Raw genomic sequence first — 23,853 nt, 5'->3', positions numbered from 1 at the left:
CCACGTGATTCGCAAAGCGATCATTCCGGCAGCAGGCTACGGAATACGCAATCTCCCGGCAACGAAGGTCATTCCGAAGGAGCTATTCCCGATCGGCAATAAGCCTGCGATCGATTATGTCGTTGCCGAAGCGGTGCAGGCAGGAATAACGGATATACTCATCGTACTGTCCCGGAACAAGACGGAGATCATGAACTATTTCGACCGCTCACCGGAGCTCGAGGCTTACTTGACAGAGCGGCAGAAGGAGAATCTGCTTCCGCTAATCGCTCCAACCAAGCTCAATATCCAATACATCCGGCAAAATGAGCCGCTCGGACTCGGCCATGCAATCCTGCTTGGCCAGTCGTTCGCGGCAGGTGAGCCTTTCGCCATTATGCTCCCTGATCAGATTAGCTTAAGTCGCACATCAATGCTCGCACCGCTAATCAAGTGTTTCGAGCAATACCGCGCCAATGTCATCGGGCTGCAGACGGTGAAAAAGGAGCTGCTGTCCAACTACGGCGTCGTATCCGCCTCGCGCATCAATGCGCGAACGTACGACATCGACTCGATCGTCGAGAAGCCTCTCCATCCTCCGTCACAACTAGCCCTTATGGGACGTTACATCGCCAAGCCACATATTTTCGATAAGCTGCGCCGGACCAAGCCGGATGTGAACGGCGAGATTCAATTAACCGATGCACTGAACGAAGTTTGCCGTTCGAACCGAATGATCGGTTATGCTTACAACGAACGATGGTTCGATACGAGCATCGAAGAACAATATATTAAGCTGCAGCAGCGAGCGCTTGAATTGAGAAAAAGGACATAACAACAGAGGCAGAATAACTCCCCATAGAGGGCGCTATTCTGCCTCGCACTATATCTGCCAGTTAAATTATGAATCTTCTAACGGTTCGGAACGATACGAGCCCGTTTCGTCATTAGCGGACGGTTGCGTAGTCTTGCTGCGCGAGCTCGTAAACGCTTATATACGAGCGGCTTCGATGTCCTTCTCTTGAAAGCAGGAACCGTTCTGCGCCTACCTGCCTTCGGCCACTTATGCTTTCTTACTGACTTGCGCGGGAAACGGAACTGATGATTTGTGGACGATCTGTAGTTAGAGGGTTGGGGATGAAAGAAACCGTTGCTGAGAAGAAACGGATTGTCGATGGCCGAATTATCGTAGTAATTGTTGCGAAACGCTTGCTTGGCTGCTTTCGCAATGGGCTCTCCGTTTGCAAAACTGCCATAACTCCAAGGCTTGGCAATCGGAGCGGTCTTAGCTACACCCTCCACCTCTAACGTATAACGTTGATAGATTTGACTGTAAATTTGTGATTTATTCTCGTCCAGCCAGCCGGCCGCCGTAGCAAGCTCGGGAGTGAAGAGGATACAGCGGAGAGGCTCGCTGTTAACCGTGTAAGATCCAACGCCAGATTGAGCGATATTCCATCTCTCTACCAAATTACGATGCTCAATTCCGTAGCCCGGATGCCGCAAAATATAGACATCGTCAAAGAATATCGGCGTTAGATCAAGAAACGAGTATTCGCTGCCGGAATGACGCTCGCCTATATTGGTCCACCAGGACAGAAACCGTCTCGCTTCCGAATGTCTTGATAGTGCCAGTAAGCCCATATTATAGACATTCGCCTTGTCCCCTTCAATCTGTAAATCCCATTCCATGAAATCGTAATTCGTTCGATAACCGGCAATCGTAATCGGATGGCGCTCAGAGATTGCTTCAAGCTCGGTTAGGGGAGAGTATACCTTTATATTTGATTCCAAATAAACGAACAGCTGCTCATCCACATACTTATCATAAATATAGCTCAAAAGCGGAGCTTTGCATGCATTTTTTGCTTCCTGCTCATCATATTGAAACCAAAATTTCGATAGATTCGGGAAACGCAGAACATTCTTTAACTGGATAACCTCATCGAAATAAGGACAGTTCATTGCGTCCAGAGGCAGAGTTTCCTCCATAACGCCTACCACGATTCTAGAACCTGGCATATGCTCCTTAACCGATCTAGCCATGACAATGGTGCTTGGCAAATCACGAGCGGTTGAAACCGTCCCAACAATCATTCAATTCCCACTATACGATTGGAAGATAGTCGATACGCATTCACTTTGCAGATCTCTCCTCTCTTCCTTTAGTATATGATTGTCCCCCGTCATATGAATCCCTGCTAAAAGTCTATATTTGGAAGTCTAGCTTAATTTCGCATGAACGATAAGACGATGGGTCGGCTTCACAATCGGGTCGCATGTAATGAGCGTAAGCAGTTTATCTTTATTATTGTAGTTCAAGACGGACACATCGGTAGGCTCGACAATGGATACGTCATATACCGTATAAGTGAACGTCTCACCCTTTGTTTCGACCGTTATTTTATCGCCGACCTTCACTTCCCCGAGCCGATTGAACAGCTTGCCCTTCGCTCTCATGCGGTGGGCAGCGATCGCGGCGTTGCCTACCTGGCCGAGCTTAGCGGTCTCCTTCAGATGAGCAGCTGCATATTTCATATTTTTCTGCGTTGCCCCTTCCAGTATGGGCAGGCTCAGCTTAATGCTCGGAATCTTGATCGTGGCGATCGTCTGCAGCTTCGGCATCTCTGCCTTAGGCTTTTCAGTAGGCGCTATTGTGGCTAATGGCGCTTCCGTCGTCACCGCAGCGGTATCGACAGTCTCGACTGAATTACCCGGCTCCTCGCTGAATAAGCTCGTCAGATCCTCAAACTGAGCTTGTGCCTCATCCTCTGCGGTTTGGTCGAAGCTCGCATCCTCCCATTCCGCCATCAGCCGTTCCTGCTGCTTCCCTTCGTACCATTCGCTGGCCTTCGGGTAGAGAAGCACTAATATGCCAAGTATAACTAATGTATAAGACAATATTTTTCTCATCTTGCTCACCTCTTGTTTCTAGAGCTTATTCACCTATCCATTGACACGCGCGCCAGCGAATACCCAGCGCTTGCTGCCATAGAAATTAATGACTACCGTCACCGCCGTTGCAATCAGCTTTCCGTATAGCTCCTCCATACCGGCTAGCTTCGTCAGCAGAGCCAATAATAGAATTGAGACGGCTAGTATAACACCGTTCCATACAACGAAACGAATCAACTTCTTCAAGCGCGCCGGCTTGTGAGACACAGCTGCTCCTGATCCTCCGGTCTCTCCACCGAACGTGAATTTGCTATTCAGTATGAAGCTGTTAACCATTCCTGCGCCGTAAGATATCACCTGCGCGATCGCAAAGTGAACGCCTAGCCATACGAGCAGAGCAAATAGAACAATATCGATTGCCGTATTTAGTAGACCCACTGCATTAAACGTTAAGAATTGAATGGCTAACGCCTTGCGGCTGCGGCCGTTGCTAGACATATTGTTTATCCCGATCTCGATTGTTGCCAGTACCTGCCCCATCTTCATCACCTTCACTGCCAGCGATGCTCGAATAGCCCTGCACGTCACGGACAATATATAACGGGCGTCCTTTCGACTCGTCATAGATTCGGCCAATGTATTCGCCAATAACGCCTAGAATCATAAGAATAATTCCGTTAAACAGCAGATTGACGGCGACAATGGACGCCCAACCCTGTACAGGGAATCCTGAGAACAGCTTTTGGAACACAACGACTAATAAATATATGAAGCTTCCGATCGATAGTGTGAAGCCGACATATGTCGCAATCTTAAGCGGCTTATAAGAGAAGGATGTAATGCCGTCGAGCGCGAAGCCGATCATCTTCTTGAGCGGATATTTGGTCTCGCCTGCGAATCGTTCCTCGCGAACGTATTCGACCATCGTTTGCCGGAAGCCGATCCAACTGACGAGTCCGCGCACGAAACGGTTTTTCTCCTTCAATCCGCGCAATACGTCGCACACTTTGCGGTCAATCAGACGGAAGTCGCCTGTATCGATCGGAATATCGAAACTCGTCATGCTGCGCAAAATTCGATAGAACACCTTAGCTGTCGCTTTCTTGAAAAAGGTTTCCCCTTTACGCTTCAGACGCTTGCCATAGACGACCTCGTAGCCCTCCTTCCATTTCGTGATCATATCGAGAATGACCTCTGGCGGATCTTGCAAATCGGCATCGATCACGACAATCGCATCGCCTTGCGCGTAATCCATCCCTGCTGATATCGCAATCTGATGACCGAAGTTGCGCGAGAAGTCGATCAGGCGGACATTTGGATCGAACTCGCTAATCATGCTAATGAGCTGGGCTGTCCGATCACGGCTTCCGTCATTGACGAAGATCAGCTCATAGTTTTCATCGGTGGTGTCCATTACTTGCTTGAGACGGTCATACGTATGCTCGATGACCTCCTCTTCATTGTACATCGGTATAATAATGCTGTATTTGACTTTAGCGGCTTTCATTCATTCGCCTCCATAGAACGATCTAGAATACCCAACTACCGAACCAACGCAGCCAATGTCTGATGTAATCGCTGCTTACGGTCATTCCAGACAAGACCGGGTAGAACATGATGAACAAAGCAACAGATACCGCAGTGAATATAGCTCTGATGCGACTGAAGCTAGGCTTCTTCTCTTCGATCGCTTTGAAGATGTAGACGATGCTCAGGATGATGAACGGCACCATTGCAAAATAATGATACAGGAAGGTCAGCCTGGTGACGAGCATCCAAGGCACATATTGCGCCAAGAAGGCGATCCATATCATGTAGACCGACCGATCGCCGCGCTTAATGCTAAGCCAGAACGCCCCTGCCATCGCGAAGATTCCCGTCCACCATATGAGCGGATTGCCAAGCGCAGCAATGGACGATGCCATTCCGGCCGGCATATCATCTCCCGAGTAATACCAGACTGGCCGCTTCATGAACGGCCATTCCCACCACGACGAGGAGAACGGATGCGTTGACACTAAGTTGCTGTGGTAGTTGAACATATTTTTCTGATAATCAATAAAACTTTGAATCGTATACCCTTTGTCCATCACATTAAGCACTGGAATATAGCTAAGAGAGTAAATAAGCAACGGAATGACAATATAGAAACCGATGCAGCTGGCCAGTGTCACAATCGTATATTTCGGGAACACCTTCACAATTGACGTCAATTGTTCCTTATCCAAGTCTTCTGTCCGATTCGCCTCAAGCAATCGCTTGGCTGCGGCATATTGTCTGTACCGGTCATATAACGACAGAGCAAGCATAACGGCAAGTCCGATGCCTCCGTACAAGACGATCCACTTCGATGCTACGCCGATTCCGAAGAAAAGTCCTGCTAGGAACAGCGGCAGCAGCGTCGTTTGCAGCTTAACCTTATAGAAATTAAGTGAACTGTAGCGATGCATGAAATAAAACATGAGCATAATGAAAAATACGCCATATACGTCAATCGTAGCAATCCGCGTCTGTGCAAAATGCATGAAATCAGCAGCCAGCAATATGGTTGCTGTCGCTGCGTAGGTCGTTCTGCCCAGCAAACGTCTTGCGATCATATACATAAGCGGAAGCATTGCGATTCCCACGAGTGTGCCGACTATCCGCCAGCCGAACGGATTAAGCCCGAACAACTTGATTCCGAGCGCGATCAATAGCTTGCCGAGCGGCGGATGCGTATTTTCATAGGCCACGATATGCTCCAAATGCTCATAAGCCGTTCTAGCATGATAAATTTCATCGAAGTAAGAGCTGTTCATGAAGGTTTCCTTAACCTTCACTTCGTCTTGCTCGTCGAAGAGCTGCTGTACGCTGCCGCGCTTCGCATCAACGGCTTCTTCCGCATGGACTGCCGCGATTGGGAGCGGCTGCTCGCTGCCTTGCTCGAAGAAGGCGAGCTCATGCATCGAGAATCCGGTATTTACAGTCGTTAGACGAACATAACGGGCTGCAACATCGATCTGTTGACTATTCCACTTGAATACGGCCACATGACTGCTCTCGACTTCTACAGCGCCGCTCCAATCGTCAGCCGTGTCGCTAAACTCGTATTTGTACTTGCCGGTCCCTACGCCACCGAAGCTGTTAATCATCGTGAGCTGCTTGCTCTCTCCAAGGTCGACGTAGAAGCTTTGTCCAGACGAACTCGGCTGCCACACGGTTACAGGAGCATGATGTGAGCCTAGATTGATCAGAGCAATTACAGCATAGATAAGGGTGACGGCGCCCATCCATATCCAATCCGGCCGCGATAGCCAAGCGAGCTTCGACGTCTCAGCGCCTTCTTCTGCTTTCTGTTGCTTGAACTCCGCTACGGCGGCATAGTCAGATGCCTTGGCATCTGCTTCAGTAAACGGATCAATACCGACGATTCTTCCCCTCTTATACATATCATATCCGATATAAAGCATGTATAGCAGTAATCCGATATTAGCCATGGAAATAAGCATCAGGATACCGTTCATCGGTACGAAAGTACCTGCCTTGCTGAAATCAAGCACATAAGCGACATTTATGAAGCTGGTCAGGCTGAAGCCCAAAAATAAATAAAGCATTCTTCGATCGAAGGACTGCATGAACGAAACGAGGCTCAGCAGCATTACAGGGAACAAGTAACGCTCATGCATCTTCGTCACAAGCATGAATACGACGGTAATGAGAAGTGCCGCAAGATAGAAGGAATGATCCGGTGTCTCCCCGTCGTCCTTCTTTTTCCTGAATGAGAAGTATACGGCAAGCGCTACCGCAGCAATAATGAACAGATTGCCCCATGCTTTGAATGTGAGCAGCAGCCATTGCTGGTCAAGCGCTTTCCAGTTCGCGCCGATCAGCGTATAGAGATTGAACGCATTAAGAGATGCATACGGGTAAGAGGATAAGGTACCCGAGTACAAATCCAATAACGCGCTGATGCCCCCATTGCCCCAGAAGTAAGGGACGGCCAACAAGCCGAACGTGGCGAAGCCGAATAAAGCGCTGATCGGAATTTGCTTCCATGCCCTGCGATGAACGAAGTACAGCAGCAGTACTGGCATGAAGATGAATGCTTGCGGCTTGACAAGCGCTGCTATCGCGAACCATACAGAAGCCCGCTCGATTTTGCTTTGACTCAAATTGTAGAATGAGAGCACAAGGACCAGCGTAAAGATCGAATCGACCTGCCCCCATGCAGCGGAATCTACGATAACTGCCGGATTGAAGGCGTATAGAACAGCTAGTCCGAGCGCGAACGCCGGACTTAGCTTCTTCCTTGCAAGCCGGAAGATGAAGTAAGCAGCGCCGAGATCGGCAAGAATTGCCGGCAGCTTGAACAACAGCAGCGCTGCATCTGTCCCAGCTTGAATGCCAAGCAACGATTTGAGCGTACCCAGCACGTACAGGACATAAATATAGCCCGGCGGATAATCGACGAATACGCCGGAATTGTAAAATCCCGATAAGCCTTGCGTCACGGCATGGTCAGCCCAAGCGATAAATAACGCAATATCAGTCGCATACCCGCCTGTCGATACCGCAATAGCCGCCCGTAAAGCAAACGCGGAGATAAGAAGCAAGGCCAACAATATGTAAGGTGAATTTCCTTTCAATTCAAGCTTATCGTTACGGAATACTGTTTTGTATATAAATACGAACAACAGCGTGAACAATATGGAATAGATTAAGAGCGGAATAATGGATACATGATGCACGGCTTTCGCAGCATCATCATCAGGCTGGGCTGGAGCGGTGGCAACCAGATCGAACACCTGCGCTCCATTAGGAGCAGCGGCAACCTTCTCTATGCTTACATCATCGAAGTATGCTTTGCCGGCGTTCAGGCTTCCATAACCGCCGAGACTTGCGCCGAATATGATCTCTTTCTGATCCTTGCCCGTCTTGCCATAGAACTCCAAGTACTCCCACTGACCATTCGTTTCCGACTTATTAGGGTACTCGGCGGCTACCCCGTCTACGAAGAAATGCGCACCTGTTCGGTCCTGCATTAACCCTTCCGTCTTCACATAACCCGAGAACTTATACGTTTTCCCTGCCTCAACAGCGACGCGCTGCGTCCAACGTGCATGATTCTCTTCCTTATTCTCGATAACGGCGGCAGTTAAACCTGATTTGACGCCTACTTCGGCAATGCCATAGTTGGTAACCCCGCTCTCCGTCACGTATTGGGCTTGCTCCCATCCATCAGGATTGAATGAGGTCAATTGTTCGAAGCCGCCATTTTTGAGCAGATTGTCCGCAGCGTAACCTGTTGTTACAGGCAATAACCCAAGCAGCATAAAGAGAGCGATAAGGACACGAAGCAACAGAGTTCTAATCATTATATATTCCACCTCATAGGGATAAATAAGCGCTTTTTTTACATGAAAATACAATTACACTCTATCGGATAATATCGGCTCGGTCAAATAAAAAAACTTCAATCTATGCTGCAGAAATAAACCGGCAAAGGAAAGCTATCCTTCAACCGGCTTATGGCTGTCAACGCATATGCAACCTAATCGTAAATCATTGTCTTAGGCTTTGTTCCTTTTAGATTCAATACGCTGTTGTCTCCGGATTTTGCTGGAAAGATCCTCTCGACCATCGCGTTAAACTCGGCTACGAAGCCTTGAATCGGATGACCCAGTTTTACATCGTTCATATAGCCATTCATCCTGCCGACAAAGTCCGGGTTGGCGGATACGTACACATGCTCCACTGTTGGGCTTAACCGCTTGACCTCATTCGCGATTTGATCCTTGATCTCGTCGGTAAGCTTATTTTCTCCGGTGGACAGGCTGCTCATTTTTTTGCTCATCTTAATGCCGTCCTTGCCGATATATCCATAATTCGAACGGCTCATTAGTTTGGAGTTGCCTTTCGGCTCGCTCTCGTCAAGCGATACGGCAACATAGGCATTAGAATCCGTGAGCATGACATACGATGACTTGACCGCATCCATAGCGGTAAGACGTTCAGCGATTTTGTCGCTCATTTCCATGCGATACACTTTATGCGAACCGACTACATTATTGCTATTTAACCTGCGGCCGTTTACACGGTTCATTTCATTCATCTGATCGTTGGCGAACCGCTTGTCCTTGATGATGTTGCCATTGGCATCATAGCGGACACTATTAGGCCGTATATTTTTGTTGCCGACATCGCCTTGATACTGGCTGCACCCGGCCAGCATCGTGCCGAGCAGTACGCTTGCTGCCAAAGCCGCCATTTTGCTGCGCATGCTTATTCGCCCCCAAACCTGTAGTTTCGAGCGCTGTTGGCCCGATTTTTAGGATAAGCAGTTCGAACGACACCTATTCTTTCCGTTGACAAAATATCATTGGTAATATAAATTAGTATCAAGTATTAGTACCTGATACTAACTATTTGGAGGAGTGGTTAAGCTATGAGTAACGCTGCTGCGAATCACCATGCCATGATTCAATCCAATGCCGCTATAACGGCGATCGGCTCCTACGTGCCAGAACGCAGAATGACGAACAGCGATTTGGAGAAGCTGGTCGATACCAATGATGAATGGATTGTTCGTCGTACGGGTATCCATGAGCGTCGGATAGCGGCCGAACATGAATACACGAGCGACTTATGTATAGCTGCCGTTCAAGATATGATTGACCGGTACGACGTGGACCCTACGGATGTGGACTACATTATTGTGGCGACAACGACACCTAATGCAATCGTTCCGGGTGTTGCCTCGCTTGTCCAAGCGAGGTTCGGCATCGTCAGCTGCGGCGCGGTGGACGTGCAAGCGGCATGCGCAGGCTTCGCCTCATCGATTCAACTGGCTAACGGTCTCATCTTATCCGGCATGTGCCGCAAAATATTAGTTATAGGCGGAGAAACGTTGTCTAAAGTAACGGACTACACGGACAGAGCGACATGCATTCTGTTCGGCGACGGAGCTGGCGCCATTCTTATGGAGAAGGATGCCGAGGGCAAAGGCGGCGTTACCGCCATGTATTCCACTACCGACGGCTCGCTCGGACATCAGGTCTATTTGAGCGGATTAGCACCTTCGATTGGCGAGCATCCGATTCAGCAGAACAGACGGTTGGTGCAGAACGGTCAAGAAGTGTACAAGTGGGCGATTTCACAAGTGTCGGAAGGCATTACGAACATGCTTGCCCGATACGGCCTCCAACCAGGCGACATCGATTGGTTCGTGCCGCACAGCGCAAATATGCGAATTGTAGATGCAATTTGTGAAAGAACTGGCATCGCTAAGGAGCGCACGCTTACAAGCATGGGCGATTACGGCAATACATCAGCCGCATCGATTCCTCTTGCGCTCGATAACGCCGTTCGAGAAGGTCGTGTGAAACCAGGACAATTCGTGCTTCTGTATGGGTTCGGCGGCGGATTGACGCAGGCAGGCGTTCTTATTCGCTGGTCCATGCAGTCGGATCGCTACAATTTATCTTCATAAGCTTTCAGATGACCGTCCTCGAAGCCTTTCGCAAAGCCAGAATTATAACCTAGATTATAGAAGTGCTTTTGGCTCGCAAGCTCCTTGTCATCGCTAGACAGACGCTTCCGTTGCACCGCATTTCGGCGCAGAAGCGTCTTTTTTCTTTGGCTGCCCTTCATTCCGTGACCGATCCTCTTAGCTGAGGAGGCTACGCTCGACGTTTTTTTGCGAGAAGCTTTGCGTCTATTTCTTGCCATGGCGGCTGCCTGCCTTCCTTGGAGAGCTGCCGGTCTTCGCTCCACGGCGGCTTACAGGGCGCGGAGACCAAAGCGTCTTCCTCCGGTTTATCTCTGATCCCGTTGACTTTACGGCTTTGCCGGGGTTACTGCTGCTGATCCTACGGCTTTTGCCCCGATTACTTTGCTCTGTCCTTATCATCGCTTCTGCCATTGCTCGCTGCATATCGGTCAACATGCGAATGTTATCCCGAAGCAGCTTGGCTGTTTCGGGTGATTGCTCGGCAACATTCGCTATGCTATCCAATATTCGCGCCAGAGCGTGCTGGCTTTTCGCTATCGAATGAATGAGCGACGCTTTGGCCGCTTGTTCCGTCAATGACGTACTCATCTTCTTTTATCCCCGAACGCTTGATTGTTCCCGAAGCCGCCCTCCATACCCGCGAAGCCTTCGCTTGCCTCTTCTTTATCGAGGACAGCCTTCAGGATGGAAACCATACTCTGATTGACCTTCGTAATCCCTTCAATCGTCTCCAGCACCATTTCATGATATTGGACAGACTGATTCAGTTGCGACTGCTGGCTGTCAAAGATGCGGCTCTCGACATGATTCAAGACCCAAGCTTGCTGTTTCTCCGCTTCAGTCGCCTTAGCCTGGAGAATGAAGGCAATGCTCCACTGCATGCTGGCTGCTGAGCTTACCATTTTTAAATAGGCTTCCTCACGATTCATATAATCGCCCCGCCCCCGCTAATCATTCTTCTTCTGCTACCTTTAGCTCACGAATGATGATTGATAATTGTGAAGCGATCGTTTCTTGCAGATCCGCAATACTGTTCAAATAAGCGACAATATTCTGGGATACCGCTAGCGAGTTTTCTACGGTTGCCGATATTCCACCGTCGAAGCTCGGCCTCTGATCTGGAATGACCTGTACGATATCCGACATTCGCACGGCGACATGCTTTTCCGCCTCAAGGATGCGCGCGAGTTCCGCGCTCGACTGGGCCATATGCTCAACCATTTCGTTTACATAATTTTGCATAAAAAAGTCACCTCTTTCTAACCGCTCACTTTGCTTACATCATATGCGCTGATCCTAGCAGTGTCACAACCACTCCTTGCTTCCCAGCCCGAGAACATTATATAGGCTATAGCGCTTGCCGGAGCGAGCATGGAGCGATAATCGGCAGTCCAGACGGCAGCTCCTTCATTTGCTGCTCCGATAGACTGGCAGTCGGATACAGATGCATGAGCCAAGCCTGCTCGGCAGCAAGACCCGCTACTTCTCTTTTATGTCCATTTTCAAAATAGTAGAGTGTCCCTTCGCTGTCTCGTAATACCGATCCGTGCAAATCCGATACCGACACCGTATCAAGGCGCTCCGCCGCAGCCTCCGCTGTTATGGGCTCACTCGCCTCCCAACGTCTAACATCGAGCTGAGACAGCTGTACAGCGTCCCGCTCCCACATACCCTCAATCAGCCGTCTCTTCTGATCCTCGATCCAGTAGATTCGATTACCGGTTCCTTTGACCACAGCCTGCAAGGGGTAATAAGCAGCCTCTCCAAGGTTCGTCATCAGTCCAAGCTCTTCTCGATAACGTAATATTTGATTCGGATTATTCCATTTGTCCATAAAATAAAGCATCGACGACGTACTCGCCTCGCTCGTCGCTTCATAATGCTCTACCAGCTCTTTCATCTCAGAATTGATAGTCGCGAAATGTACATATGCCTCTTCCGTATACAAGAGCGTGTAACCTTGCAGCCTTACTCGCAAACTATAATCCTCTTCGCAAAATGAGTCATGCTCAATCGCCTCATCCAGGTAACCTGTTTTCTCCAGCAGTTCACGTCTGAACAGCAAACATTCCTTGGATAGCCGCTCTGTCCGCTTCCTAGCACCGGCATCTATGACATTGTTGATTCTTGCTAGTTCATGCATATCTTCCAGCTTCTCGCAGCGCAGCGCCTTATGCTGGTTGCCTTGCCAGCCATTCGATACAGGACCGACCATGCCGATCGAGCTATCGCTATTCAAACAATTCAGCATATTTTCCAGCCAATATTCGGTTGCAATGATCCGATTGCTAAGCAGCAGCATAGTCGTTCCCTTCGCCATCATCAGTCCGCGATTGGCTGACATGACAAAACCAGCGTCGTTGCCAAGTAGACAATATCTCACTTGGCCATCCAACCCTTTCAAGTATTGCTGCGTGTGATCGGTAGAACCGCTATCAATAACGATTACTTCATAGGGCAATTCCGTATGCTCCATAATACTTTCGATGCACCGCTTCAAATATTCGGCTTCATTGCGGCAGGAAATGATAATACTCGTTCCGTCAAAATGGTTTCCGTAGCTATCGCAGCCCGCTTTCAAGCCTTCTTTATAGCCGTTAGCCAAGCCCAGCCTGTACTTTTCTTTCGGTGAAGCGACCGACCCTCTTGCATCAGGGCGGCGCTTAGGACGACGGGACTGATCTTTCTTGCGCCTCATCGGCACTCTCTCCAATTCGTCTGGTTTATGATAGGGGTATCACGTTATTGTATGTACGGGGAAGCGCTCTGCAACGGCATATGTACAACTACCTGTTCGCCTTTTCCTGTCTCGCAATAGAAATAGAGACGATGCAGGTAGACCTGCACCGTCTCTTCTCAAACACCTGCGATTATTTCCCGATCGCTATCCAGTTGATATTGCCTTTCAATACTCGACTGAATCGCGTGCGAACGATGGTAATCATCGCTTGCTCTTCGGTCTTCGCTTGGATAATCGCGTAACAAGCCGTATTATCCGTTGACGCAACAAGCACATAATTGTCGCCTGCGAAAGGCTCATCGAACGTGATCGTGACATCAATCTGCTCTTCTTGCATCGAGAAGCTGTAAGGCTCGAGACCGAATTGCTGCTTCGTTACGCCCGTGCTGCTCGGCGCTACAATTGGATTGAAGCTGAGTGCGGAAAGTCCGACCGAACCGTTCTGCAGATGCTGGCTTGAGATGGAATGATCGGCGATATCCTCCGGCTTCAGAGCTGATGTTCGACTGCCGCTTCTTTCACCCAATAGACCTGGAGCAAGCTTATCGGCTGTTACGCTGCCTGTAGCCAGTTGTTCCGTTCCGACGCTTTCGGCTGCCAGCTTCTCGAACGTAACGCTGCCGTCCGCCAGTTGCTCGGTGTCCACGCTGCCGCGCGCAATCTTATCCGTCGTTACGCTGGCGTACAGCAATTGCCCTGTTCCAACGCTGCCGAGTGCGAGCTTCTTAAGCGTCACACCGCCGTTCGCAATCTGCTCGGCGCCTATGCTTCCAGGCGCCAGCTTCTCGGACGTTACGCTGGCTATATACAAGTGCTGCGTCCCGACGCTGCCGTTTGCAAGCTTGCTCGTCGTTACGCTGCCGCTCGCAAGCTGCTCCGATTCAATAGTTCCCTTCGCGATATGCACCGAGCCAATGATGCTGCCCGCCGCGATATGCTCGGCTCCTACGCTTCGTTGTGCCAGCTTGCTCGTCGTCACGCTCCCATTTGCCAGCTGCTCCGAGCCAATGCTGCCGCTTGCGATATGCACCGTTCCGATGATGCTGCCTTCTGCGATGTGCTCGGCTTCAACACTTCCGTGCGCAAGCTTACTCGTCGTCACACTGCCGCTTGCAAGCTGCTCCGAGCCAACGCTGCCAGGCGCAAGCTTCTCCGTCGTCACGCTGTGATAAGTTAATTGCTCTGTTCCGACGCTGCCTGACGCCAGCTTCTCTATCGTGACACTGCCGTCGCTTAGTTGTTCCGTTCCGACACTGCCGCCGATGAGCTGCTCTGCTCCAACGCTGCTTGCCGCAAGCTTCTCCGTCGTCACGCTGTAATTAATTAATTGTTCTCGCCCTACGCTGCCAAACGCCAGTTTCTCGTTTGTCACACTTCTCTCGCTTAATTGATCCGATCCGACGCTGCTGCTTGCGAGCTGCTCCGAGTCAATGCTGCCTGGCACGATATGCTCTGTACCAATGATGCTGCCTTGGGCGATATGCTCCGTTTCGACACTTCCGTATGCCAGCTTGCTCGCCGTCACAATACCGCTTGCCAATTGGTCCTCGCCTATACTGCCCGCGACGATATGCTCCGTTCCAATGATGCTGTCGGGTACGATATGCTCCGCTCCGATGATGCCGTATGCCAGCTTGCTCTTCGTCACACTGAATTTGGCAAGCTGATCCGAATCAATGGTGCCAGCGACGATATGCTTTGTTCCAACGATGCTTTCCGGTACGATATGCTCCGTTCCGATACTGCCGGATGCCAGCTTGCTCATCGTCACGCTGTTATTCGCGAGTTGATCCTCGCCAATGCTACCAGCGACGATATGCTCCGTTCCAAAGATGCTGTCCGGCGCGATATGCTCCGTTCCCACGCTGCCGTATGCCAGCTTGCTCGCCGTCACGCTTCCGCTCGCAAGCTGCTCAGCTCCGATGCTTCCGGCCGCGATATGCTCCGCCCCGATAATGCTGCCTAGTACGATATGCTCCGTTCCCACGCTGCCGTATGCCAGCTTACTGGATACAATGCTGCCCGCTAAGAGCTGTTCTGGCCCGACGCTGCCCGCTGTCATCTTCTCCATCGTCACGCTGCGGTTCGCTAATTGCTCCGTTCCCACACTTTCAATCGACAGCTTCTCATTCGTTACGCTGCCTTCGCCTAATTGATCCGTTCCCACGCTGCCAGACGCCAGTTTATTTGTTGTCACACTGCCGTATGCAAGCTTATCGGTTCCGATTGTGCCATTCAAGATATGCTCGGCTCTTACGCTTTCGGAGGCAAGTATGCTCGAATCAACGCTGCCTGCAAGCAATTGCTCCGTTCCGACGCTATCTGCGGCAAGCTTATTCAACGTCACGCCGCCTTCGGCCAGTTGCGCCGTTCCGACACTGCCTAGCGCCAGCTTCCCTGTCGTCACGCCGCCTTCGGCCAATTGCTCCGTTCCAATACTACCGCCGGCAACTTTGCTTGTCGTTACGCTGCCATTCGCAAGATGTTCCTCTCGAACGCTGGATAAAGCGATCTTCTCCACTGTGACGCTGCCGTTCAACAGCTGCTCCGTTCCGACGCTGCCGGACGCCAGCTTCTCCTGCGTCACGCCGCCGCTAGCAAGCTGCGCCTCGCCCACACTGCCCGTTGCCAGCTTCTCGGCTGTCACGCTGCCTTCGCTCAATTGCTCCGTTCCGACGCTGCCATGTGACAGCTTCTCCTGCGTTACGCCGCTATTCGCAAGCTGTTTCTCGCCTACGCTGCCCGTTGCCAGCTTCTCGGCTGTCACGCTGCCCTCGTTCAATTGCTCTGTTCCGACGCTGCCGTTAGCGAGTTTGCTTCTTGTCACACTTTCGCTTGCAAGCTGCTCCGTTCTAATGCTGCCTGCTGCGATATGCTCAGCCTCGATACTACCATAGGCAAGCTTGCTCGACACTATGCTGCCAGCCAGCAATTGGTCCGTTCCGACACTTCCTGGCGACAGTATGCGCGCGGTTACGCTTCCCTCTGCCAACTGATCCTCTGCGACACTGCCTGGAGCAAGCTTCTCTCTCGTTACACCGCTATCCGCCAACTGTTCCGTTCCGACAGCTTGCGATTTAATATTAGCGCCGTGAACAGCTTCGATAGCCAGCTTCGTGCTTATAACAGAACCTGTCATAAGCTGTGCGCTGCCGATGCTGTCAATCCCTAGCTGCCTTGATCCAATCGAACCTATTTTAATCTTGCTGCCCGGAATGATATCGTCAGCCATCTTGTCGAAAGCAAGTACGTCTCCCGCTAGATGAGCATTTGTAATCGTTCCCTTGCGGATATGATAGCCTTGCAGCGTATCGGCCTTAAGATGTTTGCCGGCCAGCGTCTCGAGCTGCACATGCTCTCCGGCAATCGCGCCGGGCGCCAGCTTCACGCTGACGATTGCCCCATCTTGGATGGCATCGGATCCTACGCTTCCGGACGCCAAATGCTCGGCTTCAACAGCCTGCGAACGAAGATGCTCAGGGCCAACAGACAAGTTAGTTAGATGCTCGTAAGAGACTACGTTTAGTCCAAGGTGCTCCGCGGCGATTGCGCCCTTTTGCACCGCTTCCGCTCCGACCGAGCGCGCCATGAGATGGGCTTCCCCAACACTGCCAGCCGCCAGCTTCGTCGTCGTTACCGAACCGTCGGTCATATGAAAACCATGGACGCTGTTCTCGCCTAAGTGAATGCCTAGTACCGATTGGCCTGCCAAATGCCGGCTGGCTATCGCTTCCTCCCCGATATGCCCGCTGTGCACGGCGCCCTGCGCCAGCTTCGACTTCGTAACGACACCATCCTGCAGCGCCTCTGCCGAAATCGACTTGATTGATAAATGCTCCGCAGCAATCGAGCGGTGTTGCAAATGTCTGGCGTGAATCGTGCCGTGTTGAATATGCTTTCCTTCTACCGAGTTGTCAGCGAAATGTTCAGGCAACAACGTCCCAGGCGCGATCTTGGAATGCGTTACGCTCCCGTCCGCAAGTTTAGTTCCCGTTACACTAAGGTCGGCTAGCTTATCGGACGTTACTGCTTCCGGCGATAGCTTAAGCGAGTTCACAATATGATCGGCCAAGTGATGCGAGAGCACGACGCCTGGCCCGATATAACGCTCCGTTATCGCTCCGAATGCAAGCTTGCCGCTTGTAACAGAGCCGTCCTGCAGCTTATCCGTTGCTATGGCGTTGTCTGCCAGATGGGGTAAGTCAACGACACCTTGCTTCAAGTGGCTTCCATTCACAGAACCAGGCGCTATCGCTTCCTCGGTTACAGCCTCTTTCGATAGATGGAAGGCTCTTAGGGAGCCGGGCGCGATCTTCTGGAAGGTTACCGAGTCATCGTTCAGATGTTTCGTCTCCACAGCATCGGCGGCAAGCTTGGCGGAGGTCACGGCATGGTCTAATATCTTTCCTGTCGTTACGGAGCTGTCAATGAGTTGCCCCGTCCCTATAGCAGCTATATCGATATGGCCGAAGCGGACTGCTTTGGCTGCAAGCTTCTCATCATTAATGATGCCGTTCTGCAAATGGTTTCTCGCAATCGCATGCGCGGCAACCTGCTTGGAAGAAACAGAATCAGCAGCGAGATGGGATTGCAGCACTTGCGATTCAGCGATTTTGTCAGACGTAACGCTGAAGCGTCCGAGATGTCGATTGAGCACCGATTCATTAGACAGCTTCTGTGCATTGACGCTTTGATCAGACAGCTTCGACAAGGTGATCGATTGATCAACGATCTTCATTGTCGTTACCGATTGATCGGTTAGCTTGGTAGTCGTTACCGACTGATCGGACAGATGCTCGCTCATAATTTGGCCAATCCCAATATGAGCGCTTGTTACGCCACCCGCTTGCAAATGGGTTGGACCGATAGCCGACTCGGCGATCTGCCCCGAATTGACAGCCCCGGTTTGAAGCTCTCTGGATCCAATCGCCCCTTCGGCAATGTGCTGCGATTGAATAGCGGCTTCAAGTATATGGCGACCTTCAATCACGCCCTCGGACAGATGTTCGGCTTGTATGCTGCCATGCTTCACCTGTGCTGAACCGACTGCTTGCTCAGCGATCTTATCTTCTGTAATGGAGCCATCACGAAGCTTTGAGCTTGTAACCGCTCCTTCAGCAAGCTTGGAATTATTAATCGCTTCATTGGCAATATTCTCTGCTTGAATGGAGCCGCTCACGATCTTATCTGCCGTAACGGATTGATCGCCTAGCAGCTCGGTCGTAATAATAAACTCCTTCAGATGCTTCGCCTCAATGGAATGATCGGCGAGCTTATAAGCGCTTATCGTTCGATCAGCGAGCTTCTCGGAGCTGATGCTGCCGTCCTGCAGCTTGCTGCCGTCAATGGAATGATCGAGCAGCTTGGCACCGGAGATAGAACCGTTAGTGAGATGCGTGCCTGTTACCGATTCCGGGGAAAGCTTCATCGAAGTGACTGAGCCATCGGCAATATGAATGTTTTTGACGGCGAAGTCTGCGAGCAGCTCGGAGCCAATGCTGCCCGCCTGAATCTTGGAATTATTTATAGAGCCGGGGGCAATCTTGCTTTCTGTAATCAACTGATCGGCCAAATCATCGGTATAGATGAATGGCAGCGGGCCATCTGGCCCTTTCTTCTCTTCAATCTTCTCCAACTTATCTTCATAGCTTATTTCGTTTATTGGATCTATCAACTCTTCCAGTTGCTCCAGTTGTTCACCTGTTTCATCGTTAGCGCTTGCTTCAAGTTCCGATATGGAATCAGCCTCGATAACAGTTAATTCTTCTTCCTCAAGCTCAAGTTCGAGTAAATCCATGGCAGTTATTTTCAACGCGTCCTGATCCTCGTCCGCGCTCGCAACGGGAACAGCTTGCTTAAACGGCGAGGTCCTCTCTGCTTCCTTGCGCTTTCCTGCCTCATCGAGCCACTTTAATTCGGAAGTATTCGGATTATCAACATAAAAAAGCGGCTTTCGCCCCTTCGGGCTCTTCCCTGATCTGCTTTTTGCCATTGCCCTCTCCTTCTTCCACCTGAAATGTCTTAGGTAATATATGCAACTACCCATGGGCTGGCTACTCGGCACACGACAAAAAAACCGCAGAGACAGATTGTCTCCGCGGTATCGCTGTATAACTATCGCGTTTTGGCCAACAGGTATAGAAAGTATGGTGCGCCGATAACCGCTACGACAATACCCGTCGGAATATCGGTGGGCTGGAAAGCCCATCTCGCCAGCGTATCTGCAACAATAAGCAGCAAAGCGCCGATAAGCGCCGATGCCGGCAGCAAATACTGATGCTGCGGTCCTACAAGTCTACGTGCCAAATGTGGCGCGATCAACCCGACGAAGCCGATGCCTCCTCCAACCGCTACGCACGCACCGGCAAGTCCAACAGCAGCAGCAATAAGCCCTAGTCGCTCTCTGTTCACGCGTGCTCCAAGACCAATTGCGAGCTGGTCGCCAAGATTAAGCGCATTAAGCACCTTCGCCTTCGTGAAGGAATACGGCAGTAAAATCAAGATCCAAGGCAGCAGAGCAAGCACGAACTTCCAGTTCGTCCCCCAGATACTGCCCGCCAGCCATACCGACACGAATTGATAATCGTTCGGGTCAAGTCTGATCGTCAGTACGAGCATCGCTGCGCCAATGCCTGCGGCAACCGCGATACCGACTAGAATCATCCGAGTCGGCATGAGGCCGTAATGCTTTCTATAGGATAGCGAGTAGATAAGCACCGCTGTCGCCCCAGCCCCTACAAGCGCAAGGAATGGCATGAAGAACAAGGGAGCCGCTTCATTAACCGGGTAAAAGCTAATATAGAGAACAACGGCTAGACCCGCTCCGGCGTTAATGCCGAGCAGCCCCGGATCTGAGAGCGGATTCCGCGATATGCCTTGAATAATCGCACCCGATACAGCGAAGCCTGCACCAATCAATACTGATATTACAATCCGCGGCAGACGGAAGTCGAACAAAATAAGCTCTTGCTTACTCGTTCCCGAGCCAAACACCGTCTTCAGTACATCAAGCGGCGATAATCGGATATAACCTGTGTTCATACTGATAATAAAGGAAGATATAATGAGAATACCGAGAACGGTCATGACGATGATCGCTCGACTTCTTCTGTTCTTCTCTGTTGCGGTAATATACAATTCGTTCATCGTTATTCCCTCCTCATCTTCGTCACGAGATATAAGAAGTAAGGAACACCGATTAACGCGATAATCGCACCGACTGGCGTCTCAACCGGCGGATTAATCATCCGAGCGCCAATATCCGCAACGACCATAAGCAGGCCGCCTAATATCGCCGAGCATGGAATAATGAATCGATAATCGACACCTACGAGAATGCGCGCGATATGCGGAATGACAAGCCCCACGAAGCCGACTGCCCCAACAACGGATACAGCGGCTCCGGCAAGCAGCAGCACGATAATAATCGATATCGCTTTAACCCAGCCTGTGCGCTGGCCTAGTCCTTGAGCAACCTCGTCGCCCATACTTAGCACTGTAATCTGACGCGAAATCGCGATCGCTCCGAGCAATCCGCCAATAATCCATGGAGCGATAATTTTGATCTGCACCCACTTCGTGCCTGCGACGCCTCCGGCATACCAGAAAGCCATATCCTGACCAATCCGATAGTAGATCGCAATCCCTTCAGTAATGGCAAGCAGCAACGCGCCGACAGCAGCGCCTGCAAGTGTAAGCCTGACCGGCGTCAATCCGCCTTTGGCAATCGATCCGATGCCGTATACGATGCCAAGGGCAACGGCTGCTCCTCCGAAACACATGAACATAATTTCCAAGTAAGAGAGCCCTGGGATGAACGCGAAGCAAATTGCGAGCATTAAGCCCGCACCCGCGTTAAGGCCGACCAAGCTTGAATCAGCGAGCGGATTGCGCGTCATTCCTTGCATGACCGCTCCGGCAACGGCGAACGCAGCGCCTACAAGTGCGCCAGCGAGAGCGCGCGGCATGCGAAGCTCATTGATAATAAGATGCTGCACGTTTTCCCCATCAAAGTGGAAGATTGAATCCCAGACCGTCGATAGATTAATATCGGCGGCACCAACAGAGATGGACAGTGCCAGCGAGAACAGCAATACGGCTATTCCGCCAAAAAAGATTACGGTGGCCGCCAGCGGCCTCGTGCGCAGCGGTACAGCTTGCTGCTCGTTGGATTGCGACTTGGAAGACATCTGTAACTACCTCTCTGTATGTAAACTTTTTGTACTGCTGACAACATAACGATGATCATTATAATCGTTAAAAAGTGTTATAAACCATATTTTCAGCAAAAAAAACGACAAATCCGATACAGTGATAACGATTCTCGTTTTCAATATATCAGAAATTATCGTTTTTTTCAATGGAAGAATTGGTCGAGCCTTCTCTCGTTAACCGTTAGCGCATGCGTCCCTCCGTCTCCAAAAGGTACAGCCACCTATCCGCCATATGCTGCCAGGTGAACATCTGCTCGATCCGCTCCCGGCTTCGCATGCCGTATTCGCGGCGAAGCTCATCGTTGCTTAACAGCAATTGCAGCATCTCGAGCAGCTCCGCCTCAACCCGTGCAGGGTCGACCAAAAAGCCGGTACTGCCATGCTCAATAATTTCCCTCATCCCTCCTACATTGGTTGCCACAACTGGTACTCCGCATGACATTGCCTCGACATTCACGAGTCCGAAAGCTTCACGCTCGACGGACGGGACGACTGCGACATCGGCAAGCAAATTCCAATCCGACACCTCCGTGTAGGGGACGTAAGGGACGAATCGAACATGCTCGGGGCATAGCCTGCCAATGCGCTCGAGCTCAAGCGCGTACCTCGTCTTGCGGTGAGAGCCGTAGAACGGGCTGCCGACGATAACGACCATCACATCAGGGTTGCTACGCGCAAGCTGGGGGACGATTCTAAGCAGATGGTGAACACCTTTAAGCGGAATAAGCCTGCCCATGAAAAGTACAACTCTTCTATGAGCGACCCCTTCTCTTTGGCGCAGCGCTTCTCGATAGACCATTCCCTCTGGCGAATACTGAGATAGGAAGCGAGCTGTATCGACTCCGGGATAAATAACTCGGAGCTTGGCTGTTATTTCCGGCACTTTAGTTGCGACAACACCCCGCAAATATTCGCTATTAACGATAATTCGGTCTGCAGCGCGCAGGCAGTGACGCAAGGTGCGAGGCGTTATGTGTCTTGGACTGATAAACGTAGAGGAATGCAAATAAAGCCAGACTCTCTTTCTTGGGTTAGAACGTCTCATAGAGAGCACATATTTAGGCCGATTCTCCACATCAATAACATCTGGATTGAATCGCTTAATCGATTTGCCAATCGATTGAAGGTAGCGAGTTGTGCTTGATTTGGAGAAACGCTCGTACACAACGCCTAGAAGCTCCCCCTTTCGGGGGAGCCTCTTAGACAGCTTGCCATATATTCTTGGTTCCGCCTGCGGCTGCAGCAGCGGAGCAAACTTCTCTATGACTCGCTCGACGGAGCTGCTCATAGGAGAAGGAATAGAATAAGATCCGGGTGTAACGATCGCTACTTTCATCGATGCCATTGGTTCGTCTGCCTCCTGCTCATACGCATGATGCAGTATTATACGCCTCGGAACGAACCGATGACCTATACAAGTGACCTAGCACAAGACGGCATTTGCTCGGCATTTCCGGATTAAAGCTTCAGCTTCGTCTGGAACAAGCCAGCCTTACGCGCCGCCATATAGATAATGATAACGAGCGGGCCTAAGAATACACCGATTACACCAACGAGCTTAAAGCCTACGTACAAGCTAATGAGCGCCGACAACGAACCGATACCGACCGCATCGCCAAGTATTTTTGGTTCTATTATACGACGGAATACAGTAATGACTAGGAACAGGACGAATAGACCGATCCCCGTGTATAGATCGCCGGTTATCGCCAAATATGTACCCCAAGGAACGAGAACCGAACCCGTGCCGAGTATCGGCAAAATATCAACAACAATAATCAATAGCGCGATTGCAAGCGGGTATTTGATGCCAAGAATAAGCAAGCCAATCAACGATATGACATAAGTCAGGGCACTCAATATAATCTGCGAGCGCAGGAAGCCGAATATCGACTTACGCAAATTGCCTAATACGTCATCGACTTGTTGTCTCGACTTCTCCTCGAACAGCGACAAGACCGAAGCCTTCATTGTATTGAGGCTGAAGCTGAACATGTATACCGCCACCAAAAAGACGATGAAAAAGATGAACATGCCAGGAATGCTGGAAGCAAACGAAATAACGGTATTGGACAACGAGCCAACCATACTCGTCAAATTGTCCGTCAGCCCCTTCATCCAGCTTTCGACCTGCGATACCGCGTCAGGCGACAAATGCTGATAGATCGAATCTGCTTGATCCATCAGATCCTGCACGATGCCGTTGGCATCTTCGAAATATTTGGGCACTTTTTTGAAAAAAGCGATGATCTCGGCTACAATCTTAACGCCCAGAAGCGCGATCAGCCCAATCAATCCAATCGAGAAGATGGTACTGGATATCGTAGCCGCAACAAGCCGATTCATCCGGAACTTCGTCATAAACAATTGATTAAGCGGTTCTAGGAAGATCGCTACAATTAACGCAAGCAGAAAAGGAGCGCCTACTGTAAATAACAGATACAGCAGCAACAGACCTACTGCTATAAATACGAGCGTTTTTATGGACATATGTTACCTCCTCTCCGATGTCTGAACTTCTATACGGATATTATACG

At 50.6% G+C, this 23,853-nt stretch carries 18 protein-coding genes; 2 read left to right on the top strand and 16 right to left on the bottom strand.

All coding sequences use genetic code 11. The features are described 5' to 3' along the window. Positions 1–4: 4 nt before the first annotated feature. Positions 5–814, top strand: coding sequence for a UTP--glucose-1-phosphate uridylyltransferase (locus tag V8F51_RS05175; RefSeq protein ID WP_337099005.1), 810 nt, complete (start codon positions 5–7; stop codon positions 812–814). A gap of 77 nt (positions 815–891) precedes the next feature. On the opposite strand, the gene V8F51_RS05170 is transcribed toward V8F51_RS05175, so the two are convergent. The 6 genes from V8F51_RS05170 to V8F51_RS05145 form a co-directional block, all read right to left on the bottom strand. Next, a complete protein-coding gene (locus V8F51_RS05170; protein ID WP_337099004.1) occupies positions 892–2,076 on the bottom strand; it encodes a hypothetical protein in 1,185 nt (394 codons plus the stop codon). 126 nt (positions 2,077–2,202) lie between these two features. Beyond that, positions 2,203–2,892 (bottom strand): class D sortase, encoded by a 690-nt coding sequence (locus tag V8F51_RS05165; protein ID WP_337099003.1) that lies wholly within the window; start codon positions 2,890–2,892, stop codon positions 2,203–2,205. Between the two features lie 33 nt (positions 2,893–2,925). Next, a complete protein-coding gene (locus V8F51_RS05160) occupies positions 2,926–3,414 on the bottom strand; it encodes a GtrA family protein (RefSeq protein WP_337099002.1) in 489 nt (162 codons plus the stop codon). After that, entirely contained in the window at positions 3,365–4,381 is a 1,017-nt protein-coding gene (locus V8F51_RS05155) for a glycosyltransferase family 2 protein (RefSeq protein ID WP_337099001.1), read from the bottom strand. Before V8F51_RS05155 ends, V8F51_RS05160 begins: the two co-directional genes overlap by 50 nt. Before the next feature lie 22 nt (positions 4,382–4,403). After that, positions 4,404–8,228 (bottom strand): glycosyltransferase family 39 protein, encoded by a 3,825-nt coding sequence (locus tag V8F51_RS05150; RefSeq protein WP_337099000.1) that lies wholly within the window; start codon positions 8,226–8,228, stop codon positions 4,404–4,406. Between the two features lie 176 nt (positions 8,229–8,404). After that, entirely contained in the window at positions 8,405–9,133 is a 729-nt protein-coding gene (locus tag V8F51_RS05145; protein WP_337098999.1) for a YhcN/YlaJ family sporulation lipoprotein, read from the bottom strand. Between the two features lie 165 nt (positions 9,134–9,298). Between V8F51_RS05145 and V8F51_RS05140 the strand changes: the two genes are divergently transcribed. After that, positions 9,299–10,342 (top strand): ketoacyl-ACP synthase III, encoded by a 1,044-nt coding sequence (locus V8F51_RS05140; protein ID WP_337098997.1) that lies wholly within the window; start codon positions 9,299–9,301, stop codon positions 10,340–10,342. Here V8F51_RS05140 and V8F51_RS05135 read toward each other — a convergent pair. The 10 genes from V8F51_RS05135 to ytvI all read right to left on the bottom strand — a co-directional run bounded on the left by V8F51_RS05135 (position 10,324) and on the right by ytvI (position 23,806). Next, positions 10,324–10,581: a hypothetical protein gene (locus V8F51_RS05135; RefSeq protein ID WP_337098996.1), complete on the bottom strand. Its 258-nt coding sequence runs from the start codon at positions 10,579–10,581 to the stop codon at positions 10,324–10,326. The genes V8F51_RS05140 and V8F51_RS05135 overlap by 19 nt on opposite strands. Next, entirely contained in the window at positions 10,568–10,951 is a 384-nt protein-coding gene (locus V8F51_RS05130) for a hypothetical protein (protein ID WP_337098995.1), read from the bottom strand. Before V8F51_RS05130 ends, V8F51_RS05135 begins: the two co-directional genes overlap by 14 nt. Next, positions 10,948–11,292 (bottom strand): restriction endonuclease subunit S, encoded by a 345-nt coding sequence (locus V8F51_RS05125; RefSeq protein WP_337098994.1) that lies wholly within the window; start codon positions 11,290–11,292, stop codon positions 10,948–10,950. Before V8F51_RS05125 ends, V8F51_RS05130 begins: the two co-directional genes overlap by 4 nt. Positions 11,293–11,314: 22 nt before the next feature. Then, entirely contained in the window at positions 11,315–11,605 is a 291-nt protein-coding gene (locus tag V8F51_RS05120) for a nucleoside-diphosphate sugar epimerase (protein WP_337098992.1), read from the bottom strand. Between the two features lie 106 nt (positions 11,606–11,711). Then, a complete protein-coding gene (locus V8F51_RS05115; RefSeq protein WP_337098991.1) occupies positions 11,712–13,061 on the bottom strand; it encodes a glycosyltransferase family 2 protein in 1,350 nt (449 codons plus the stop codon). A gap of 172 nt (positions 13,062–13,233) precedes the next feature. Next, positions 13,234–19,095, bottom strand: coding sequence for a WIAG-tail domain (locus V8F51_RS05110; protein WP_337098990.1), 5,862 nt, complete (start codon positions 19,093–19,095; stop codon positions 13,234–13,236). 122 nt (positions 19,096–19,217) lie between these two features. Further along, positions 19,218–20,249 (bottom strand): FecCD family ABC transporter permease, encoded by a 1,032-nt coding sequence (locus tag V8F51_RS05105; RefSeq protein ID WP_337098989.1) that lies wholly within the window; start codon positions 20,247–20,249, stop codon positions 19,218–19,220. A 2-nt stretch (positions 20,250–20,251) separates the two neighbouring features. Continuing rightward, positions 20,252–21,292: a FecCD family ABC transporter permease gene (locus V8F51_RS05100; protein WP_337098988.1), complete on the bottom strand. Its 1,041-nt coding sequence runs from the start codon at positions 21,290–21,292 to the stop codon at positions 20,252–20,254. 205 nt (positions 21,293–21,497) lie between these two features. After that, the gene (locus V8F51_RS05095; RefSeq protein WP_337098987.1) at positions 21,498–22,661 is read right to left on the bottom strand and encodes a glycosyltransferase family 4 protein; all 1,164 of its coding nucleotides are present in this window, start codon (positions 22,659–22,661) and stop codon (positions 21,498–21,500) included. Positions 22,662–22,774: 113 nt separating this feature from the next. Beyond that, positions 22,775–23,806 carry a sporulation integral membrane protein YtvI gene (ytvI, locus tag V8F51_RS05090; protein ID WP_337098985.1) on the bottom strand — a complete coding sequence of 344 codons (1,032 nt, stop codon included), beginning with the start codon at positions 23,804–23,806 and terminating at the stop codon, positions 22,775–22,777. Positions 23,807–23,853: the final 47 nt, after the last annotated feature.

Source organism: Paenibacillus sp. YIM B09110, from assembly GCF_037167145.1.
In the GTDB taxonomy this organism is placed as follows: domain Bacteria; phylum Bacillota; class Bacilli; order Paenibacillales; family Paenibacillaceae; genus Pristimantibacillus.
The sequence above is the reverse complement of the archived record's forward strand: the minus strand, read 5'-3'. Positions and strand labels throughout refer to the sequence as shown.